At 64.0% G+C, this 16,509-nt stretch carries 15 protein-coding genes; 4 read left to right on the top strand and 11 right to left on the bottom strand.

Annotated elements, in window-relative coordinates; all coding sequences use genetic code 11:
- The first annotated feature begins 61 nt into the window (after nt 1-61).
- Nucleotides 62-1,939 carry a DNA mismatch repair endonuclease MutL gene (gene mutL, locus SOQ14_RS11985; protein WP_322898354.1) on the top strand — a complete coding sequence of 626 codons (1,878 nt, stop codon included), beginning with the start codon at nt 62-64 and terminating at the stop codon, nt 1,937-1,939.
- A 113-nt stretch (nt 1,940-2,052) separates the two neighbouring features.
- Here mutL and ychF read toward each other — a convergent pair whose 3' ends face one another.
- From ychF to SOQ14_RS11935, 10 genes are all read right to left on the bottom strand, one after another.
- Nucleotides 2,053-3,153, bottom strand: a complete 1,101-nt coding sequence (gene ychF, locus SOQ14_RS11980; RefSeq protein WP_322898353.1) for a redox-regulated ATPase YchF — start codon at nt 3,151-3,153, stop codon at nt 2,053-2,055.
- Between the two features lie 68 nt (nt 3,154-3,221).
- Complete coding sequence (locus tag SOQ14_RS11975) at nt 3,222-4,220, bottom strand: SDR family oxidoreductase (protein ID WP_322898352.1); 999 nt, start codon at nt 4,218-4,220, stop codon at nt 3,222-3,224.
- A 25-nt stretch (nt 4,221-4,245) separates the two neighbouring features.
- Nucleotides 4,246-4,752, bottom strand: a complete 507-nt coding sequence (locus SOQ14_RS11970) for an AAA family ATPase (RefSeq protein WP_322898351.1) — start codon at nt 4,750-4,752, stop codon at nt 4,246-4,248.
- A gap of 7 nt (nt 4,753-4,759) precedes the next feature.
- Entirely contained in the window at nt 4,760-5,329 is a 570-nt protein-coding gene (gene pth / locus SOQ14_RS11965; protein WP_322898350.1) for an aminoacyl-tRNA hydrolase, read from the bottom strand.
- A gap of 88 nt (nt 5,330-5,417) precedes the next feature.
- On the bottom strand, nt 5,418-6,032 hold the full coding sequence (locus tag SOQ14_RS11960; protein WP_322898349.1) for a 50S ribosomal protein L25/general stress protein Ctc: 615 nt from the start codon (nt 6,030-6,032) through the stop codon (nt 5,418-5,420).
- A gap of 134 nt (nt 6,033-6,166) precedes the next feature.
- Nucleotides 6,167-7,114 carry a TraB/GumN family protein gene (locus SOQ14_RS11955; protein ID WP_322898348.1) on the bottom strand — a complete coding sequence of 316 codons (948 nt, stop codon included), beginning with the start codon at nt 7,112-7,114 and terminating at the stop codon, nt 6,167-6,169.
- A 12-nt stretch (nt 7,115-7,126) separates the two neighbouring features.
- Nucleotides 7,127-8,059: a TraB/GumN family protein gene (locus SOQ14_RS11950; protein WP_322898347.1), complete on the bottom strand. Its 933-nt coding sequence runs from the start codon at nt 8,057-8,059 to the stop codon at nt 7,127-7,129.
- A 78-nt stretch (nt 8,060-8,137) separates the two neighbouring features.
- Nucleotides 8,138-8,590, bottom strand: a complete 453-nt coding sequence (locus tag SOQ14_RS11945) for a hypothetical protein (protein WP_322898346.1) — start codon at nt 8,588-8,590, stop codon at nt 8,138-8,140.
- The gene (locus SOQ14_RS11940; protein WP_322898345.1) at nt 8,587-8,787 is read right to left on the bottom strand and encodes a helix-turn-helix transcriptional regulator; all 201 of its coding nucleotides are present in this window, start codon (nt 8,785-8,787) and stop codon (nt 8,587-8,589) included. The genes SOQ14_RS11945 and SOQ14_RS11940 overlap by 4 nt, the downstream gene beginning before the upstream one ends.
- Nucleotides 8,784-9,227, bottom strand: a complete 444-nt coding sequence (locus tag SOQ14_RS11935; RefSeq protein WP_322898344.1) for a hypothetical protein — start codon at nt 9,225-9,227, stop codon at nt 8,784-8,786. Before SOQ14_RS11935 ends, SOQ14_RS11940 begins: the two co-directional genes overlap by 4 nt.
- A 340-nt stretch (nt 9,228-9,567) precedes the next feature.
- Here SOQ14_RS11935 and SOQ14_RS11930 point away from each other — a divergent pair, with 340 nt between their 5' ends.
- The 3 genes from SOQ14_RS11930 (at nt 9,568) to ppdK (ending at nt 15,695) form a co-directional block, all read left to right on the top strand.
- Complete coding sequence (locus SOQ14_RS11930; protein WP_322898343.1) at nt 9,568-10,497, top strand: glycine--tRNA ligase subunit alpha; 930 nt, start codon at nt 9,568-9,570, stop codon at nt 10,495-10,497.
- 103 nt (nt 10,498-10,600) lie between these two features.
- On the top strand, nt 10,601-12,988 hold the full coding sequence (gene glyS, locus SOQ14_RS11925) for a glycine--tRNA ligase subunit beta (protein ID WP_322898342.1): 2,388 nt from the start codon (nt 10,601-10,603) through the stop codon (nt 12,986-12,988).
- Nucleotides 12,989-13,025: 37 nt separating this feature from the next.
- On the top strand, nt 13,026-15,695 hold the full coding sequence (ppdK, locus tag SOQ14_RS11920; protein WP_322898341.1) for a pyruvate, phosphate dikinase: 2,670 nt from the start codon (nt 13,026-13,028) through the stop codon (nt 15,693-15,695).
- Here the strand turns inward: ppdK and SOQ14_RS11915 are convergent.
- Nucleotides 15,692-16,462: a methyltransferase domain-containing protein gene (locus tag SOQ14_RS11915; protein WP_322898340.1), complete on the bottom strand. Its 771-nt coding sequence runs from the start codon at nt 16,460-16,462 to the stop codon at nt 15,692-15,694. The two genes, ppdK and SOQ14_RS11915, sit on opposite strands and share 4 nt — an antisense overlap.
- Nucleotides 16,463-16,509 lie beyond the last annotated feature (47 nt).

The raw sequence follows: 16,509 nt of genomic DNA, 5'->3' as shown, positions 1-16,509 counted from the left end.
TTGGTGATTATCGCACCGCTTCCCTCGAAATTGCCTCCGCCTGTCGCTAGCGTGACATGAAATGCCCGAAATCCGCCGTCTTCCCTCGCATCTCGTCAACCGCATTGCTGCGGGCGAAGTGGTTGAGCGCCCGGCTGCCGCGCTCAAGGAACTGGTCGAGAACGCGATAGACGCCGGCGCCGGGCGAATCGCCGTCGCGCTCACCGATGGCGGCTTGGGCCGTATCGAGGTGAGCGACGATGGCTGCGGCATGGCGCCGGATGCGATGGCGCTGGCGCTTGAACGCCATGCCACGTCCAAGCTGCCCGAAGCGCTGATCGGCGCGGATGAAGCGATTGAGCTGGTCACCACACTCGGTTTTCGCGGTGAGGCGCTGCCTTCGATTGCGAGTGTCGCGCGCCTGACGCTCGAAAGCCGCGAACACGGCGCGGGGGAGGGCTGGCGGCGGGTCGTCGATCATGGCGAACTGGTTGAGGATACGCCCGCTGCGCTGCCGCCCGGCACGCGGGTGCGGGTCGAAGCGCTGTTCGCGAAGGTACCCGCGCGCCGCAAGTTCCTGCGTTCCCCCCGCAGCGAGCAGGCCGCCTGCCTTGATGTGGTACGGCGGCTTGCGATGGCGCGGCCCGACATTGCCTTTGTGCTGGAAGCAAGCGGAGAGAACGGCAAGCGCAAGCTGCTGGACCTGCAAGCGGGTGAGGATCTCGCCACCCGGGTGGCGCGGATCATCGCGCATGAGCTGCGCGACAATGCGGTGGCCACCGCGGCAGAGCGCGAGACCACGCATGGCGTTATGCGCTTGTCCGGGGTGGCGGGCCTGCCGACCTATAATCGCGGGCTCGCCGATCACCAGTATCTCTTCGTCAACGGCCGCCCGGTGAAAGACCGCTTGCTCGTTGGCGCAGTCCGCGGGGCCTATGCCGATATGCTTGCGCGGGATCGCCACGCGGTGCTGGCGCTGTTCCTCGATATCCCGCCGCAGGATGTCGATGTGAATGTCCATCCGGCGAAAACCGAAGTGCGATTCCGCGACAGCGCGGGCGTGCGCGGGTTCATTGTGTCCGGGCTGCGCGAGGCGCTGGCGACGGGGGATCGGCGCAGCGCACAGACGCCGGATCGCGGCGCGATGGCGCGGTGGATGAGCGAGCCGGGCTTCACGTCGTCCCTCCCCTTGGGGGAGAAGACGGGACTTGGAGGTATGCCCTATACCGCATGGTCTGGCACACCTCTCCCCAGCCCCTCTCCGAGCGGGGAGGGGCTCTTGTTGCAGGAAATGGCACAGACCTTTGCCATGCCCCAAGGCCGCGCCGAGGAAGCGGCACCGCTCCCGCAGGAGGCGCAGCAATTCCCGCTCGGCATCGCGCGCGGACAGGTGGCCAGCACCTATATCGTTGCCGAGGCGGCGGACGGCCTGGTGCTGGTGGATCAGCATGCGGCGCATGAACGCCTCGTGCTTGAACGGCTCCGCGCAGGCGGCGCGGAAGAGGGCGTGCGCCGCGCGCAGGCTTTGCTCGTTCCCGATGTCGTCGAAATGGACGAGGTCGATTGCGACCGGCTTGAGGATGCGGCGGAAGGCCTCGCGCGCTATGGCCTGATGATCGAACGCTTCGGGCCTGCCGCGATGCTGGTGCGCGCGGTGCCCGCCGCGATCGCGCAGGCCGATACGGGCAAGCTGCTGCGCGACCTGGCCGATGATATTGCCAAGCATGGCAGGCAGGATGAGAGCGGTGCGCTGCTGCTGGCCGAACGGCTTGATCTGGTGCTGGCGACGATGGCCTGCCACGGATCGGTCAGGGCAGGGCGGGCGCTTTCGGTCGCGGAAATGAACGCGCTGCTGCGCGAAATGGAAGCGACTCCGCGCTCAGGCCAGTGCAATCACGGAAGGCCCACTTGGGTGAAGCTTTCCATGGCCGATGTCGAAAAGCTGTTCGGGCGGCATTGAACACTCTTGTCATCCCAGCGAGAGCTGGGGCCCAGGGCGGCGAAGGCTGTGTTCGCAGCCTGAGATCCCAGCTTTCGCTGGGATGACGGGAGGAGAGGTAGGGGCGCTACCCCTCACACATTGAATTTGAAGAGCAGCACGTCGCCGTCCTGCACGACGTACTCTTTGCCTTCTTGTCGCAGCTTGCCCGCCTCGCGCGCGCCCGCTTCGCCGCCGAGCGCGATGTAATCGGCATAGGCAATCGTCTCGGCGCGGATAAAGCCGCGTTCGAAGTCGGAGTGGATCTCGCCCGCTGCCTGCGGGGCCTTGGCCCCATCAGGGAAAGTCCACGCGCGCGCTTCCTTGGGGCCGGCGGTGAAGAAGGTCTTGAGGCCGAGCAGCTTGTATCCGGCACGGATCACGCGGGCGAGGCCGCTTTCGGAAAGGCCCAGCGCTTCGAGGAATTCGCCCCGATCTTCCACCGGCATGCCCACCAGTTCGGCCTCGATCGCGGCGGACACGACCACCGCCTCGGCCCCTTCGGCGGCCGCTTTGGCGAAGACCTTGGCGGACAGATCATTGCCCTCGGCCGCGTCTTCCTCGGCGACATTGCACACGTAGAGCACGGGCTTCGCGGTGAGCAATTGCGCTTGCTTGAAGACGCGCGCTTCTTCCTCGTCATTGGGCACGGTGAGGCGCGCGGGCTTGCCTTCGCGCAGCAGTTCGAGCGCTTGGCCCAGCACGTTGGCCATCACCTTGGCTTCCTTGTCGCCGCCGGTCGCACGCTTGGCGGCGGCCGGCACGCGCTTTTCGAGGCTTTCGAGATCTGCCAGCATCAGTTCGGTCTCGACCACTTCGGCATCGGCGAGCGGATCGACCTTGTTGGCGACATGCTGGATATCGTCATCCTCGAAACAGCGCAGCACGTGGACGATGGCGTCCACCTCGCGGATATTGCCGAGAAACTGGTTGCCGAGCCCTTCGCCCTTGCTCGCGCCTTTCACCAGCCCGGCAATGTCGACAAAGCCCAACTGGGTTGCGATCACCTTGGCGCTCTTGGCGATGGCGGCGATCTTGTCGAGCCGCTCGTCGGGCACGGCGACCTGACCGACATTGGGCTCGATCGTGCAGAACGGATAATTAGCGGCTTGCGCGGCCTGTGTCTCTGTCAGTGCGTTGAACAGGGTCGACTTGCCGACATTGGGCAGGCCGACAATCCCGAGGCGAAAACCCATGATCTCTCTTTCTCGCTGGAAGCTGGTGGCGGCCCCCTTAGCCGCGCTTCGCGGAGCTGGCTAGCGCCTCAACGCTGATGCACACCGCGGATCAGCGGGCCGACGCCCGAATTGCCCAGCCAGGCAACCTGCACCTGCGCGGTCACCGCGTTGATCGGCTCTTGCGGCTTGTTGCCGGGCGCAACCGGCAGGCGCAGCGGGCGGGTGCCGGGCGGCATGGCGATGAGATCGGCGATCGCCCGCGCGACATCCATCGGATCATTGCTGCGGCCCGAGCCATCCTCCATCCCCATGCGCGCCACCTGCTGGGGATAGCCTGCGGTGTGGATCGCTTCGGCGCGGGCCTTGAGTGCGCCAGAATAGGTGTTGCGATTGACCCATACCTTGGTGGGATAGCCACCGGGCTCGATGATGCTGACATCGATCTGATGCGGCACCAGTTCATAGGCGAGCTGCTCGCTCATCGCTTCGAGCGCGAACTTGGTGGCGGAATAATGCCCCGAATAGGGCGTGATGACCCGGCCAAGCTGGCTCGAGATCTGGATGATCTGCCCCCCGCCCTTGCGGCGCATTCCCGGCAGCACCGCCCGCGCCATCAGATGGGGGCCAAAGACATTGGTTTCGAACATCAGGCGCGTCGCCGCGAGATCCTGCACCTCGACCGGCGAGGTGATCCCGATACCGGCATTGTTCACCAGCACATCAATTGGCGCGCCATTGATCCGTTCGGCCCCGGCCACGCCTGCGGCGATCTGTTCGGGCATCGTCACGTCGATGGCGATGACATGGAGATCGAGCTTCTCGGTCCGGGCGAGCGCGCGCAGCTCATCCGCTTCGGCGCGGGGCATGCCGCGCATGGTAGCGAACACGCGGGCCCCCTGCCGCGCGAGCAATTCGGCAGCGAGCCGCCCGAAGCCAGAGGAACAGCCAGTGATCAGCACGCTCGTACCGGCGAGATTGGCGGGCTTGGCGGTGTAGGGCGCCTGCGCCTGCGCAGTGCTGGCGGCGCTGAGCGCGCCAGTCGCAGCGATGCCAGCCAGCAGGCTGCGGCGGTTGAGACGGGTCATGGCAAAGATCCTTGGCTGAAATGGGTCAGCCAAGCCTATTGGCATTTCGCCAATCTGCAAGCATCTGCGGATTGCGCAGCCGGATCACCTTGTCCGCATGGGGCGCGATATGGGCTTCGGTGCGCAGGCGGGGGCCGGAATTCCAGTTCAGCACGTACCAGAAGAACGCCGCATCGAAGCGTTCGGGGCAGCCTTCGGGCATATCGGGGCGCGATTGGCCGCGCAGGATGACGATCCGCCTGATCAGCCGCCACAGGCACAGGCGGATCGGGAAATCGAGATAGATCACCGTGTCCGCCCGTTCGAGCCGGGGGCCAAGCGTGCTGCCGTAATTGCCCTCGATCAGCCAGCGCTCCCCCGCCACAGCCTCGGCCAAGCGGGCATGGAGCTCGGCCTTTTCGGTTTCGACCCAGCCCGCCCGCCAGCCGAGCTGATCCATGTGGATGAGCGGCAAACCAAGGCGCGGTGCGATCTCGCGCGCCAGCGTGCTTTTGCCCGAACCGCACGGCCCGATGATGAGCACGCGCTGCATGGCGCGATCAGCCCTGCATCCGCAGGGCGACATCATTCATGAAGCGCACGTCGTCGCCTTTGGCCAGCCATTCGGCCTCGGCACCGATCGCGCCCAGCATCGCGGCGAGATCATCCTGCTCCACCTTGGCGAAATTGCCGAGCACATGGCCCGTTACCCGATCCTTGTGCCCTGGATGGCCGATCCCGATGCGCACCCGGCGGAAATCGGCGCCGCAATGCTGATCGATCGAGCGCAGTCCGTTGTGGCCCGCGGTGCCGCCACCCTGCTTCACCTTGACCTTGAAGGGCGCAAGATCGAGCTCATCATGAAACACCGTGAGCGCATCAAGGCCAAGCTTGTAGAAGCGCATTGCTTCGCCCACGCTGCGGCCGCTTTCATTCATGAAGGTGGCGGGTTTGAGCAGCAGGACCTTGTGCCCGCCGATCCGCCCTTCCTGCGTCCAGCCCTGAAACCGCGTCTGCACCGGGCCGAAGCCGTGCATATCCGCGATCACATCAAGCGCCATGAAGCCGACATTATGGCGGTGGAGCGCATAGCGCGGTCCGGGATTTCCGAGGCCGACCCAAAGTTGCATGTCCAATTCCTACCGAGGCTGGTGCCAAAACAAAACGCCGGACTTGCCCTGAGCAAGCCCGGCGCCTGTATGCGTTGCGTCGCGGGGCTTATTCGCCCGCAGCGTCCTCTGCCGCTTCGCCTTCGCTCTTCTTGAGCGCCGACGGGGCCACCAGGGTTGCGATCGTGAAATCGCGGTCGGTGATCGCGCTGGTCACGCCCTTGGGCAGGGTGACTTCGCTGATGTGGATCGAATCGCCAACATCCTTGCCGGTCAAGTCGATCTGGATTTCGCCGGGGATGCTTTCCGCCGGGCAGACCAGTTCGAGTTCGTGACGCACGATGTTGAGTACGCCGCCCTTCTTGAGGCCGGGCGAGGCGTCTTCGTTCACGAACACCACCGGCACCTGCACTTCAATCTTGCTGTCGCCGGTGAGGCGCAGGAAATCGGCGTGCAGCGGGCGATCGGTCACCGGATGAAAGGCAACGTCCTTGGCGAGGGTCTTGATGGTCTTGCCGCCCACGGCGAGCTCGACGATCGAGTTGAAGAAGTGGCCCGTCATCAATTGCTTGACGAGTTCCTTTTCCTCGACGTGGATCTGGACAGGGGCTTCCTTGCCGCCATAAATGACCGCAGGGGTCCGACCATCGCGGCGAAGTGCTCGGGAGGCTCCCTTGCCAGCCCGTTCGCGCGCTTCGGCCGGCAGGTTGAGAACGTCGCTCATGATACGTGCCTTTCGAATGCGTGTTGATAGAGTGTTCCCGGCGCCGCGCCTCCAGGGATGACCATGACGCCGAAGCGCGGCCCCTTAGAGAGCGCAGGCTGCTTTGGCAAGCAATTGGTAGGGCAGGGTGCCGGTCAGGTCAGGCGGATCAGGCGCCAGCCGCGCGCTTCGAGCAGGGCGACAAGACCTTCGGGGCCGACAAGATGGGCTGCGCCAATGGCGATCAGCGGACGGCCTGGGCCTGCCAGTTCGTTCTCGATCAGGGGAAGCCAACGCTGGTTACGGTTGATCAGCAAGGCATCGCGCAGGCGCGGATCAGCCATGATCCCGCGTTGGGATGCCGCTTCAAGCGCGGCAACATCGCCGCGCAGCCAGGCGCTTTGCAGCGCCTCGGCCTCGCGCTGGCCCTGCTTGCTGGCGTCGAGCACCGCCAGAAGCATGGCGCGCTGTTCGGCTTCGGATAGGCGATCAAAAATGCCGAGCTGTCCGCGGACGCCTTCAAGCTCGCGCACGGGCCGATTGGCAAAGGTGCGCAGTAGCGCGCGATCCACACCATTGGTCGGGTCGCCCAGCGCGTTGACCCGGGCAAGGATGAGGCTCGCGGCCCAGCTTTCGGTCTGGCGTTGCTGGCTCGGGCCAAGCCCCGCCTTGTCAGCCAGCACCGCCAGCTCGCTTTGCCGCGCAGCCGGCACCCGTGCGGCCAGCAGCGGAAGATCAGGCGAGGTGGCAAGTTGCCGGAAGGTGCGCGCCATGGCCTCTGCATCATCCAGCGCCGCGACCTCGACCACCAGACGATCAGCTTTGCCCATGGCATCGCTGATCGCAGGTGTGCGCCACGCAGTGCCTTCGGGCAGGGCATGGATGGTGCCGAGCATCCAGCCCCGCGCCGAGCCATCTTCGCGCGCGATCTCGTAGAACAAGGGGCTGGCAGCAGGCCGGCTGCCGCGCGCCTGTTCGCTTTCGTCCGCCCGTTCGGAGCAGGCGCCGAGCGCCAGCGCCACTGCGAAAACAAGGGCGAGGATGGCAAGGCGAAGCCATGGCTCCGCCTTGCCGGTGATCGCGGGTGATGATGCGCGGATCATCGCGTCCTCGCCTTATTTGACACGGGTGGAGGCAATGCCCTTGGCCGCGAGGTAATCCTGCACGCTCTTTTCGCCTGCAAGATGGCCTGCGCCCACGGCAATGAAGACCGTGCCCGGCTTGTCCATGCGGGTGGCAATCCACTCCGCCCAATTGGCGTTGCGCGAATGGAGCAGGGCATCCATCACCGCCGGATCATCCATGCCTTCGTTCATGATGGCGGCAAGCCGTTCGGCATCACCCTTGACCCAGGCGGCAACCATGCGATCGAGCATATCCTTGGCCTCACCAATGCCGGTGGCCGCTTCCATCAGGAACGCGATCTGCGAATCCTGCGGCAGGTTGTCGAAGATACCGAGCTGGAATTCGGCGGTTTCCAACGCGCCGCGCTCCTTGTTGCCCGCCTTTGAGATCAGCACCTTCTCGACACCCGAATTGAGATCATAGCCATTCATCATCAGCGGCAGCATGGTGAGGTTGAGGCCAGCAAACCACGGCTTGAACCCGTCCAGTTGATCGGCGACCTGCGGGGGCAGACCGAGGCTGGCAAAGGCGCCTTCGTAAGTGGCAAGCTGCTCCTTGTTCAGCAGCGAGCGCAGCTTGGTGCCCTGCGGCAACTGGCCCTTGGCCATGGTCACCTGCGCCAATTGCGCTTCGGCCTCGGGGCCCATCGGCAATTCCGTGACAATGACATCGGACTTGGCGAGCGCATCGGTGATGGTGACATCAAGCCATTGCACTTCCTTGGGCAGGATATGGACGGTGCCGAACAGGTAGATCGTGGTGTCGTCGTCGGCGACCTTCCACATCGCCGGGCCGGAAGCTGCGGCGGTTGTGGAGGCGGCCGTCTCGGTCGTCGGTGCCGCGACGTCTTCTGCCAGCAGCGGTGCTGCGGCGAACAGGGTGATGGTGGCACCGGAAAGCTTGAGCAGGTTGGCAAGTTTCATGAGACGTATCCTTTTTCTGTGGCAAATTCAGAATATGAATGAGCGGGTTAGCTAAGTGTTGAAAGAAAAGGCATAAATTTATGCTCGGATCCGGGCAATCAGGTAGGATGCGAACATCCCGAAAAACCCGAGCAGCCAGATGCCGAACGCGTGCGGCGGGGGCAGCATTCCGCCGGCATAAAGCACTGCCCAGATCGGGAAGCCGGCCAGCACGGCAAGGCAGCCGCCGGTGAACCCGATGAAATTATTTTCACGTTTGAACTCGTCGATTTGGCCAAAGCCGCGCAGTGGCAGGGCAATGAAGCCGATGACGAGCAGGGCAGAGACAAGCACGGCAATCGCGGGATTGAGTTTGAGCTTGTCCCAATCGCCCGAAAACAGGCTGCCGTCGCCTTGATCAAACGCGCCGGTCAGCCCACCGATGGTGCCGCCAATCACGACGCTTACGCCAAGAAAGATCATCTGGCGGCGCTGGCGGGTGCGGGTGCGCGCTTCGCCGGGGCCCAGAACGGATTTCTTTGCAAGGATCATGCGGTTTCTCCGTCGTCGAAAATGTCCTCGATCGGCATGTCGAACAGCCGAGCGATCTTGAAGGCAAGGGGAAGCGAGGGATCGTGTTTGCCGGTCTCGATGGCGTTGACAGCCTGCCGCGACACGTCGAGCCGTCCGGCGAGTTCCGCCTGGCTCCAGTCACGCTCGGCACGCAGCACTTTGAGACGGTTTTTCATGCTCCGTCCTCAGACCAAGCGCGATCACGGAGCCACTGGAAGCCATATCCGGCGTGATAGATGATCGCGAGCATGATCGCAGCGAGCTGCCCATCAAAAAATAGTGCTGCGGCGCCCGTGGGGCCCGGTGAGATGCCTGCGGACAGCATGCCCCGTCCTGCCGGTGACCCGACATCGGTCAAGTAAAGAAACCAACCGGCAAGGATGTAAAGGCTCAAGGCACATGCCACCCAGCGATGTCCGACGGCACACAGGCTCCGGTAGTAATCATCCGTGCGCCCAGTGACGGCAGAAGCTAGCAATCCGCCCACGGTGCCGCCGAAGACCCAACCATAGGGGAGGCCTTGTGCACCGAAGAGATAAAGTGGCAGCAGCACAACCGAACAGGCCGCGCTGAACCACACATATTTATAAGCGTAGCTGCGGTCGGTCTCAGTCATGGCGTAAGGACGGTAGGGCATTTCTTACAGCCCCATGGCATTGGCGATACGGGCGGCGGCGGTGCCAAAGGCATAGCCCGCTGCGCCCATCGTCAGGATGCCGAGCACCAGCCTTATCCGGGCGTTTCTGGTAAAGACGTCCATCACAGGTCTCCATCAGGTCTGCCTGACCAAATGTCAGGTATGTGTGACTATATGTCGTGATTCGCTGACTATGTCAAGAGAACCTGACTTTAAGTCTGCTCTGCCTGACTTCTGCGCGGCGCAACCCGCGGCAATCCCCGCTTGTGCTGCGTTGCGGCATTGACGCTTATCAGGCCTTCAGCCATGGCGATCCGCCATGAACGCTGCCCCATCCTTTGTCCCTGCGCCGCGCGATCCAGCGCGTTCGTTTCAGGACATGATCCTCACGCTGCATGATTTCTGGGCCGCGCAAGGCTGCGTGATCCTGCAACCCTATGATATGCGGATGGGCGCGGGCACGTTTCACACCGCGACGACCCTGCGCGCGCTTGGGCCAGAGCCGTGGAATGCCGCTTTCGTTCAGCCGTGTCGCCGCCCGACTGACGGGCGCTATGGCGAGAACCCCAACCGGCTCCAGCACTACTACCAGTATCAGGTGATCCTGAAGCCCTCGCCGCCGGACATTCAGGCGCTTTATCTTGGCAGCCTCAAGGCGATCGGGATCGATCCGCTGGCGCATGATATCCGCTTTGTCGAGGATGACTGGGAATCGCCGACGCTCGGCGCGTGGGGGCTGGGCTGGGAGGTCTGGTGCGACGGGATGGAAGTCACCCAGTTCACCTATTTCCAGCAGATGGGCGGGTTTGATTGCAAGCCGGTCGCGGGCGAGTTGACCTACGGGCTCGAACGGCTCGCGATGTACATCCAGGGCGTCGACAACGTCTATGATCTCGCCTTTAACACGGCGGGAGTCAGCTATGGCGATGTGTTCTTGGAGAACGAGCGCCAGATGTCGAAATGGAACTTCGAGGTCGCTGATACGGCAGGGCTGTTCGATCTCTTCGCCAAGGCCGAGGCCGAGTGCCGCAATGCGCTTGACGCGGGCGTGCCGATCGCCGCCTATGAGCAAGCGATCGAGGCGAGCCATGTCTTCAACCTGCTGCAAGCGCGCGGCGTGATTTCGGTGCAGGAGCGCGCCAGCTACATGGGCCGGGTGCGCGATCTGGCGCGTTCTTCATGTGAGGCCTATGCCGCAAAGATGACGCCGGAATGGCAGGCGAAGTATCCGGGGTGGAGTCTCGTCTGATGTCCTCGCCCCACACCCCCGTTCGCCCTGAGCTTGTCGAAGGGCCGCACTTCTTGAAAGAAAGGGCAGGGCTTCGACAGGCTCAGCCCGAACGGAATTTCTGATGGCTGACTTCCTGCTCGAACTGCGCTGCGAGGAAATCCCCGCCCGGATGCAGATGACTGCTCGCGAAGAGCTACAAATTCTGTTCCGTCGGCAACTTGACGAAGTAGGAGTTGATCCGGGTTTTGGGATTACCGTTTGGTCGACTCCGCGCCGTCTTACGCTGATCACGCGGGGACTTCCCAGTGAGACCAAGTCAGTCTTTGAAGAAGCTAAGGGGCCGCCGGTTGGCGCTCCAGACGCTGCGATTGATGGGTTTTGCAATAAGAACGGTGTGACCCGCGAGCAATTGCAGATTCGCGATGTTAAAGGGCGCGCGACCTACTTTGTTGAGCGGAATATTGCGGGCCGTCCGATAGTGCGAGTGCTTCAAGAAGCGATCTCGACCATCATTTATGACTTTAACTGGCCCAAGTCGATGCGCTGGGGCGAGGCTTCGCGTTCAACTGAGAGCCTTCGTTGGGTTCGTCCGCTCTCCGGGATCGTCGCCTTACTGGATGGCGAAGTGGTCGATGTCGAAGTCGGCGGCATCATTTCGGGCCGCGAGACTATGGGCCACCGTTTCCATGCCTCCGGCGCGATCACGATTGAGGGCGTGGACGACTACGCCGCCAAGCTACGCACCGCGCATGTCATTGTCGATCATGAGGAACGCGCGGCCCTGATCCGCGACGGCGCCGCCAAGGTCGCCGCCGAGGCGGGGCTGACGTTGGTCGCCGATGAAGGACTGGTGATCGAGAACGCCGGGCTCACCGAATGGCCGGTGCCGCTGCTTGGCCGCTTCGATGAAGTCTTCCTCGACGTGCCGCCCGAGGTGATCCAGCTTACCGCGCGGGTGAACCAGAAATATTTCGTGTGCGAGGACGCGCAGGGCAAGCTCGCCAATGCCTTTATTTGCACCGCCAATATCGGGGCGACGGATCCGGCGGTGGTGGTCGACGGCAACCGCAAGGTTTTGGCCGCTCGGCTTTCCGATGCGCGCTTCTTCTGGGAGCAGGATCAGAAGACGCCGCTCGCCGTCCATGCCGAAAAGCTGGCGCGCATCACTTTCCACGAGAAGCTGGGCACGGTCGCCGACAAGGTCGAGCGCGTGGCCAAACTAGCGCGGTGGTTGTGCGAAGAGGGGATAATCAAACCCAATTCCGTTCGTGTCGAGCGTAGTCGAGACACTCAAGAAGGCCTCTCGACTTCGCTCGAGGCGAACGGGGACGGCGTGAAGAGCTTGGCCGACCTCGCCGAACAGGCCGCGCGCCTGTGCAAGGCCGATCTCGTTACAGAAATGGTCGGAGAATTCCCCGAATTGCAGGGCCTGATGGGCGGCTACTACGCGGCGAAGGAAGGCCTGCCGCAGGAAGTGTCGGACGCGATCCGCGATCACTACAAGCCGGTCGGGCAGGGGGACGATGTGCCCACCGCGCCGGTGACGGTGGCGGTGGCGCTGGCGGACAAGCTGGATACGATCGCTGGATTCTTCTTCGAGCAGATGCCTCCAACCGGCTCGAAAGATCCTTTTGCGCTTCGTCGATCTGCTCTCGGCGTAGTCGCACTTGTTGAAAGCAACTCAATCAGGCTGCCCCTCCGGCGAGCGATCACTTTAGCGATTGCCTACCTCGGGCGTCTCATGGGTGCCCAAGCCGCGGCACCATATAATGCGCTCGTCAATGCACTAGACGCGCTGAACCTTGTTCCCTCGGCGCAGCTGCTTCACGACGCGAAGTCAGCGGCACTGAAGGACTTGTTGAGTGACGAAGCCAAAGAGCGACTTATTGTCGAGCGGGTACGTCCTGCGGTTGTGGAAGTCCTCGGCTTCTTCGCCGACCGCCTCAAAGTCCAGCAGCGTGAGGCCGGTGTTCGCCACGATCTGATCGATGCGGTGTTTGCGCTCGGCGGGGAGGACGATCTCGTCCGCCTGCTTGCCCGCGTCCATGCCCTGCAAGCCTTTGTCACCACTGAGGACGGCACCAATCTCCTCGCGGGCTACAAGCGCGCGGCGAATATCCTGAAGAAGGAAGGCTACCAATCTCCCCTCCCCACGGGGGAGGGGCCGGGGGTGGGGGGTGCCACGCCCGAGGTGTCGAGCACCCATCCCCAACCCCTTCCCTCAAGGGAAGGGGCTCAAGAGCTTTCCTACACCCCCGAACCGGCCGAGAAGGCACTGATAGAGGCGCTCGATGCCGCCGCCCCGCGCGCCGCGCAGGAGGTGGAGGCCGAACAGTTCGCCGATGCCATGGCCGCGCTCGCCACCTTGCGCGCGCCCATCGACCGGTTCTTTGAAGAGGTGACCGTCAACGCCGAGGAGGCGGAAAAACGCAGCAGCCGCCTTGCACTGCTGGCGCGCTTCCGCGATGCCGTCCACCGCGTCGCCGATTTCAGCCGGATCGAGGGATGATCCTGTCCGCCGCTCCAACACTTTTGCGGGAAGTGCCATGACATTGAAAACGGTCTATGTTTTTGGCGGCAATGCCGACCATTCCGATCCGCGCCAGAAGGACAAGACTGTCGCCGGGGGCAAGGGCGCAAACCTTGCGGAAATGGCGAGCATCGGCCTGCCCGTGCCGCCGGGCTTTACCATCACGACCGAAGAATGCGTGGCTTATCTGCGCGATGGTGCGGATTTCTCCGATCACTTGCGAAGTGCGGTAGCGGCTGCGCTGGGCCATGTCGAAGCCACGGTGGGCAAGACCTTCGGTGATGCTTCCGATCCGCTGCTCGTTTCGGTGCGATCAGGCGCGCGGGTCTCGATGCCGGGGATGATGGATACCGTGCTCAACCTCGGGCTCAATGATGCGACGGTCGAAGGGCTGGCCGCCTCTTCGGGCGATGCGCGCTTTGCCTGGGATTCCTATCGCCGCTTCATCCAGATGTATGGCGATGTCGTGCTCGGGATTGATCACGGGCTGTTTGAAGAAGCGCTCGAAATCGCCAAGGAAGACAAGGGCTTTTATGCCGACACCGAAATGTCGGCGGAAGATTGGCAGGCGCTCGTTGCCGAATACAAGGGCATTGTCGAAGAAGAACTCGGCCGCCCGTTCCCGCAGGATGTCCACGAACAGTTGTGGGGCGCGATCCGCGCGGTGTTCGACAGCTGGGATTCGGACCGGGCCAAGGTCTATCGCCGCCTTAACGACATTCCCGGCGACTGGGGCACCGCTGTCAACGTGCAGGCGATGGTTTTCGGCAATATGGGCGACACCAGCGCCACCGGGGTTGCCTTTACCCGCGATCCGGCGACGGGCGAGCGCGCCTATTACGGCGAATACCTGATCAACGCGCAGGGCGAGGATGTGGTCGCGGGGATCCGCACGCCGCAATACCTGACCAAGGCGGCGCGCGAGGCTGCGGGGGCCAAGCCGCTTTCGATGGAAGAGGCCATGCCCGCTGCCTATGGCGAGCTGGCGCGGGTGTTCGATCTGCTCGAGCGGCACTACCGCGACATGCAGGACATCGAATTCACCGTCGAGCGCGGCAAGCTGTGGATGCTCCAGACCCGCTCGGGCAAGCGTACCGCCAAGGCCGCGCTCAAGATGGCGGTCGACATGGTGCACGAAGGCCTCATCGATCAGCGCGAGGCGGTGCGGCGGGTCGATCCGATGGCGCTGGATCAATTGCTTCACCCGACACTCGATCCCGAAGCCGAACGCCATGTGCTTACCACTGGCCTGCCCGCCTCGCCCGGTGCGGCGGCGGGCCGGATCGTGCTCGATGCCGATACCGCGGAAAGCTGGGCGGGGCGCGGCGAGAAAGTCATTCTTGTCCGCGTGGAAACCTCGCCCGAGGATATCCACGGCATGCACGCGGCGCAGGGCATTCTGACAGCGCGCGGCGGGATGACGAGCCACGCCGCCGTCGTGGCGCGCGGCATGGGCCGGCCTTGCGTTTCGGGTGCGAGCGGGGTCTCGATCGATCGCACCGCGCGCACGCTGCGGATCGGTACGACCGAGCTCAAGGAAGGCGATGCCATCACGCTCGACGGGGCGAGTGGTCAGGTGATGCTGGGCATCGTGCCGACGGTCGAGCCGGAGCTGGCGGGTGATTTCGCGATCCTGATGGAATGGGCCGATGGCCTGCGGCGCATGGGTGTGCGCACCAATGCCGAAACGCCCGATGATTGCCGCATGGCGCGGCAGTTCGGCGCGGAAGGCATCGGACTGTGCCGCACCGAGCACATGTTCTTCGAAGCCAGCCGGATCAGCGCGGTGCGTCAGATGATCCTTGCCGATAACGAGGCCGGGCGGCGCAAGGCGCTGGCGCTGCTGCTGCCCGAACAGCGGGCGGATTTCACCGCGATCTTCGAGGTGATGGCTGGTCTGCCGTGCACCATCCGTCTGCTTGATCCGCCGCTGCATGAATTCCTGCCCCACGGCGATGCCGAATTTGCCGAACTTGCGGATGCGACGGGCCTCGGGGTCGATCATCTCAAGCGGCGCGCGGGCGAATTGCATGAATTCAACCCGATGCTGGGCCATCGCGGTTGCCGCTTGGGGATCACCTATCCCGAAATCTACGAGATGCAGGTGCGCGCGATCTTCGAGGCCGCCTGTGCGGTAAAGGTGGCGAGCGGAGAGGCGCCGCTGCCCGAAATCATGATCCCGCTCGTCGCCACCAAGCGCGAGCTGGCGATTCTCAAGGCGCTGGTCGATCGGGTCGCCGAAGAGGTGTTCGCTGAATTGGGCACGCGGATCGCTTACCTCGTTGGCACGATGATCGAATTGCCGCGCGCTGCGCTGATGGCGGGCGAGATTGCCGAGGAGGGCGCGTTTTTCTCCTTCGGCACCAATGATCTCACACAGACGACCCTTGGCGTTTCGCGCGATGATTCGGCGCGGTTCCTTGCGCCCTATGTCGACAAGGGCATTTTCCCGCGCGATCCCTTTGTCAGCATTGATATCGAAGGGGTTGGCCAGTTGGTCGAGCTCGCGGCGGAGCGGGGCAGGGCGACCCGGCCCGAAATCAAGCTCGGCATTTGCGGCGAACATGGCGGCGACCCGGCGAGCATCGCGTTCTGCGAGAAGGTTGGGCTCGATTATGTCAGCGCCTCGCCCTACCGCGTGCCGATTGCGCGGCTTGCGGCGGCTCAGGCTGCGCTGAAGGCCTAGGTTCCGGCGAGCGAGCGGCGCCCGGTGAGGGTGATGATTTCGAAGGTTTCGGGGGTCTTGCCGCTCTCGTCGGCACGCGAAGCGAAGGCGGCTTCGGCGCGCTGCCGGGCCGCCCGGCCGAGCGGAGCCGCGGCATCGGCGAGCGCGCTGCCAAGGCCCTGATCGCGCAGATCGCCCACCAGCGTCGCGAGCGAGGAGTAGCGCACGGCGAGGGCATGGGTATCCACCACCGGATCCTTCCACCCGGCGCGCTGGAGCAATTGCGGCGCGGCGCGCGGATCGACCAGCGGATGCATCCGCGCCGCCGGTCTTTCGGGCTCGGCGGCGAGCATGGCGGCACGAAGGCTCGCAAGGCTGGCGCCGCCGATGAAGCTTGCGATCGCCAGCCCGCCGGGCGCCAGCGCGTTGCGGATGTGGATGAGCGCGCCCGGCAGGTCATTCACGGCATCAAGGATGCCGATCACGGCGATGAAATCGAAGCCGGATGATGGCCATGGCGCTTCCGGATCAATCGCGGCAGCATCGGCCAAAACCGCGCCTTGCGCTTGCAAGGCTGTGTGCAACGCGCCGGTGATATCTCCCAGCACCATGGCGCGAGCGGGTTGGTGCTGCACAAAGGCGAGCCGTTCGATCACGTCCTCGGTGATATCATCAAGGATGTAGCGCGCCGCCGCCGGCCAGGCGGTTTGCTGGCGAGCGCAGGCGCGCTGCCAGCGACGCAAACGGCGCTGCGGGGCAAAGATCGTCGGAATGCGGGGCTCGGTCATCCCCGCGCTCCTGCCGCGCTTGCCAGCGGGGTGCAAGCCGTGAGACA

The sequence above is a fragment of the Erythrobacter epiphyticus genome, from assembly GCF_034653295.1.
In the GTDB taxonomy this organism is placed as follows: domain Bacteria; phylum Pseudomonadota; class Alphaproteobacteria; order Sphingomonadales; family Sphingomonadaceae; genus Erythrobacter.
Note: the sequence above shows the minus strand (reverse complement) of the source record. Positions and strands in the feature narration are given on the sequence as shown.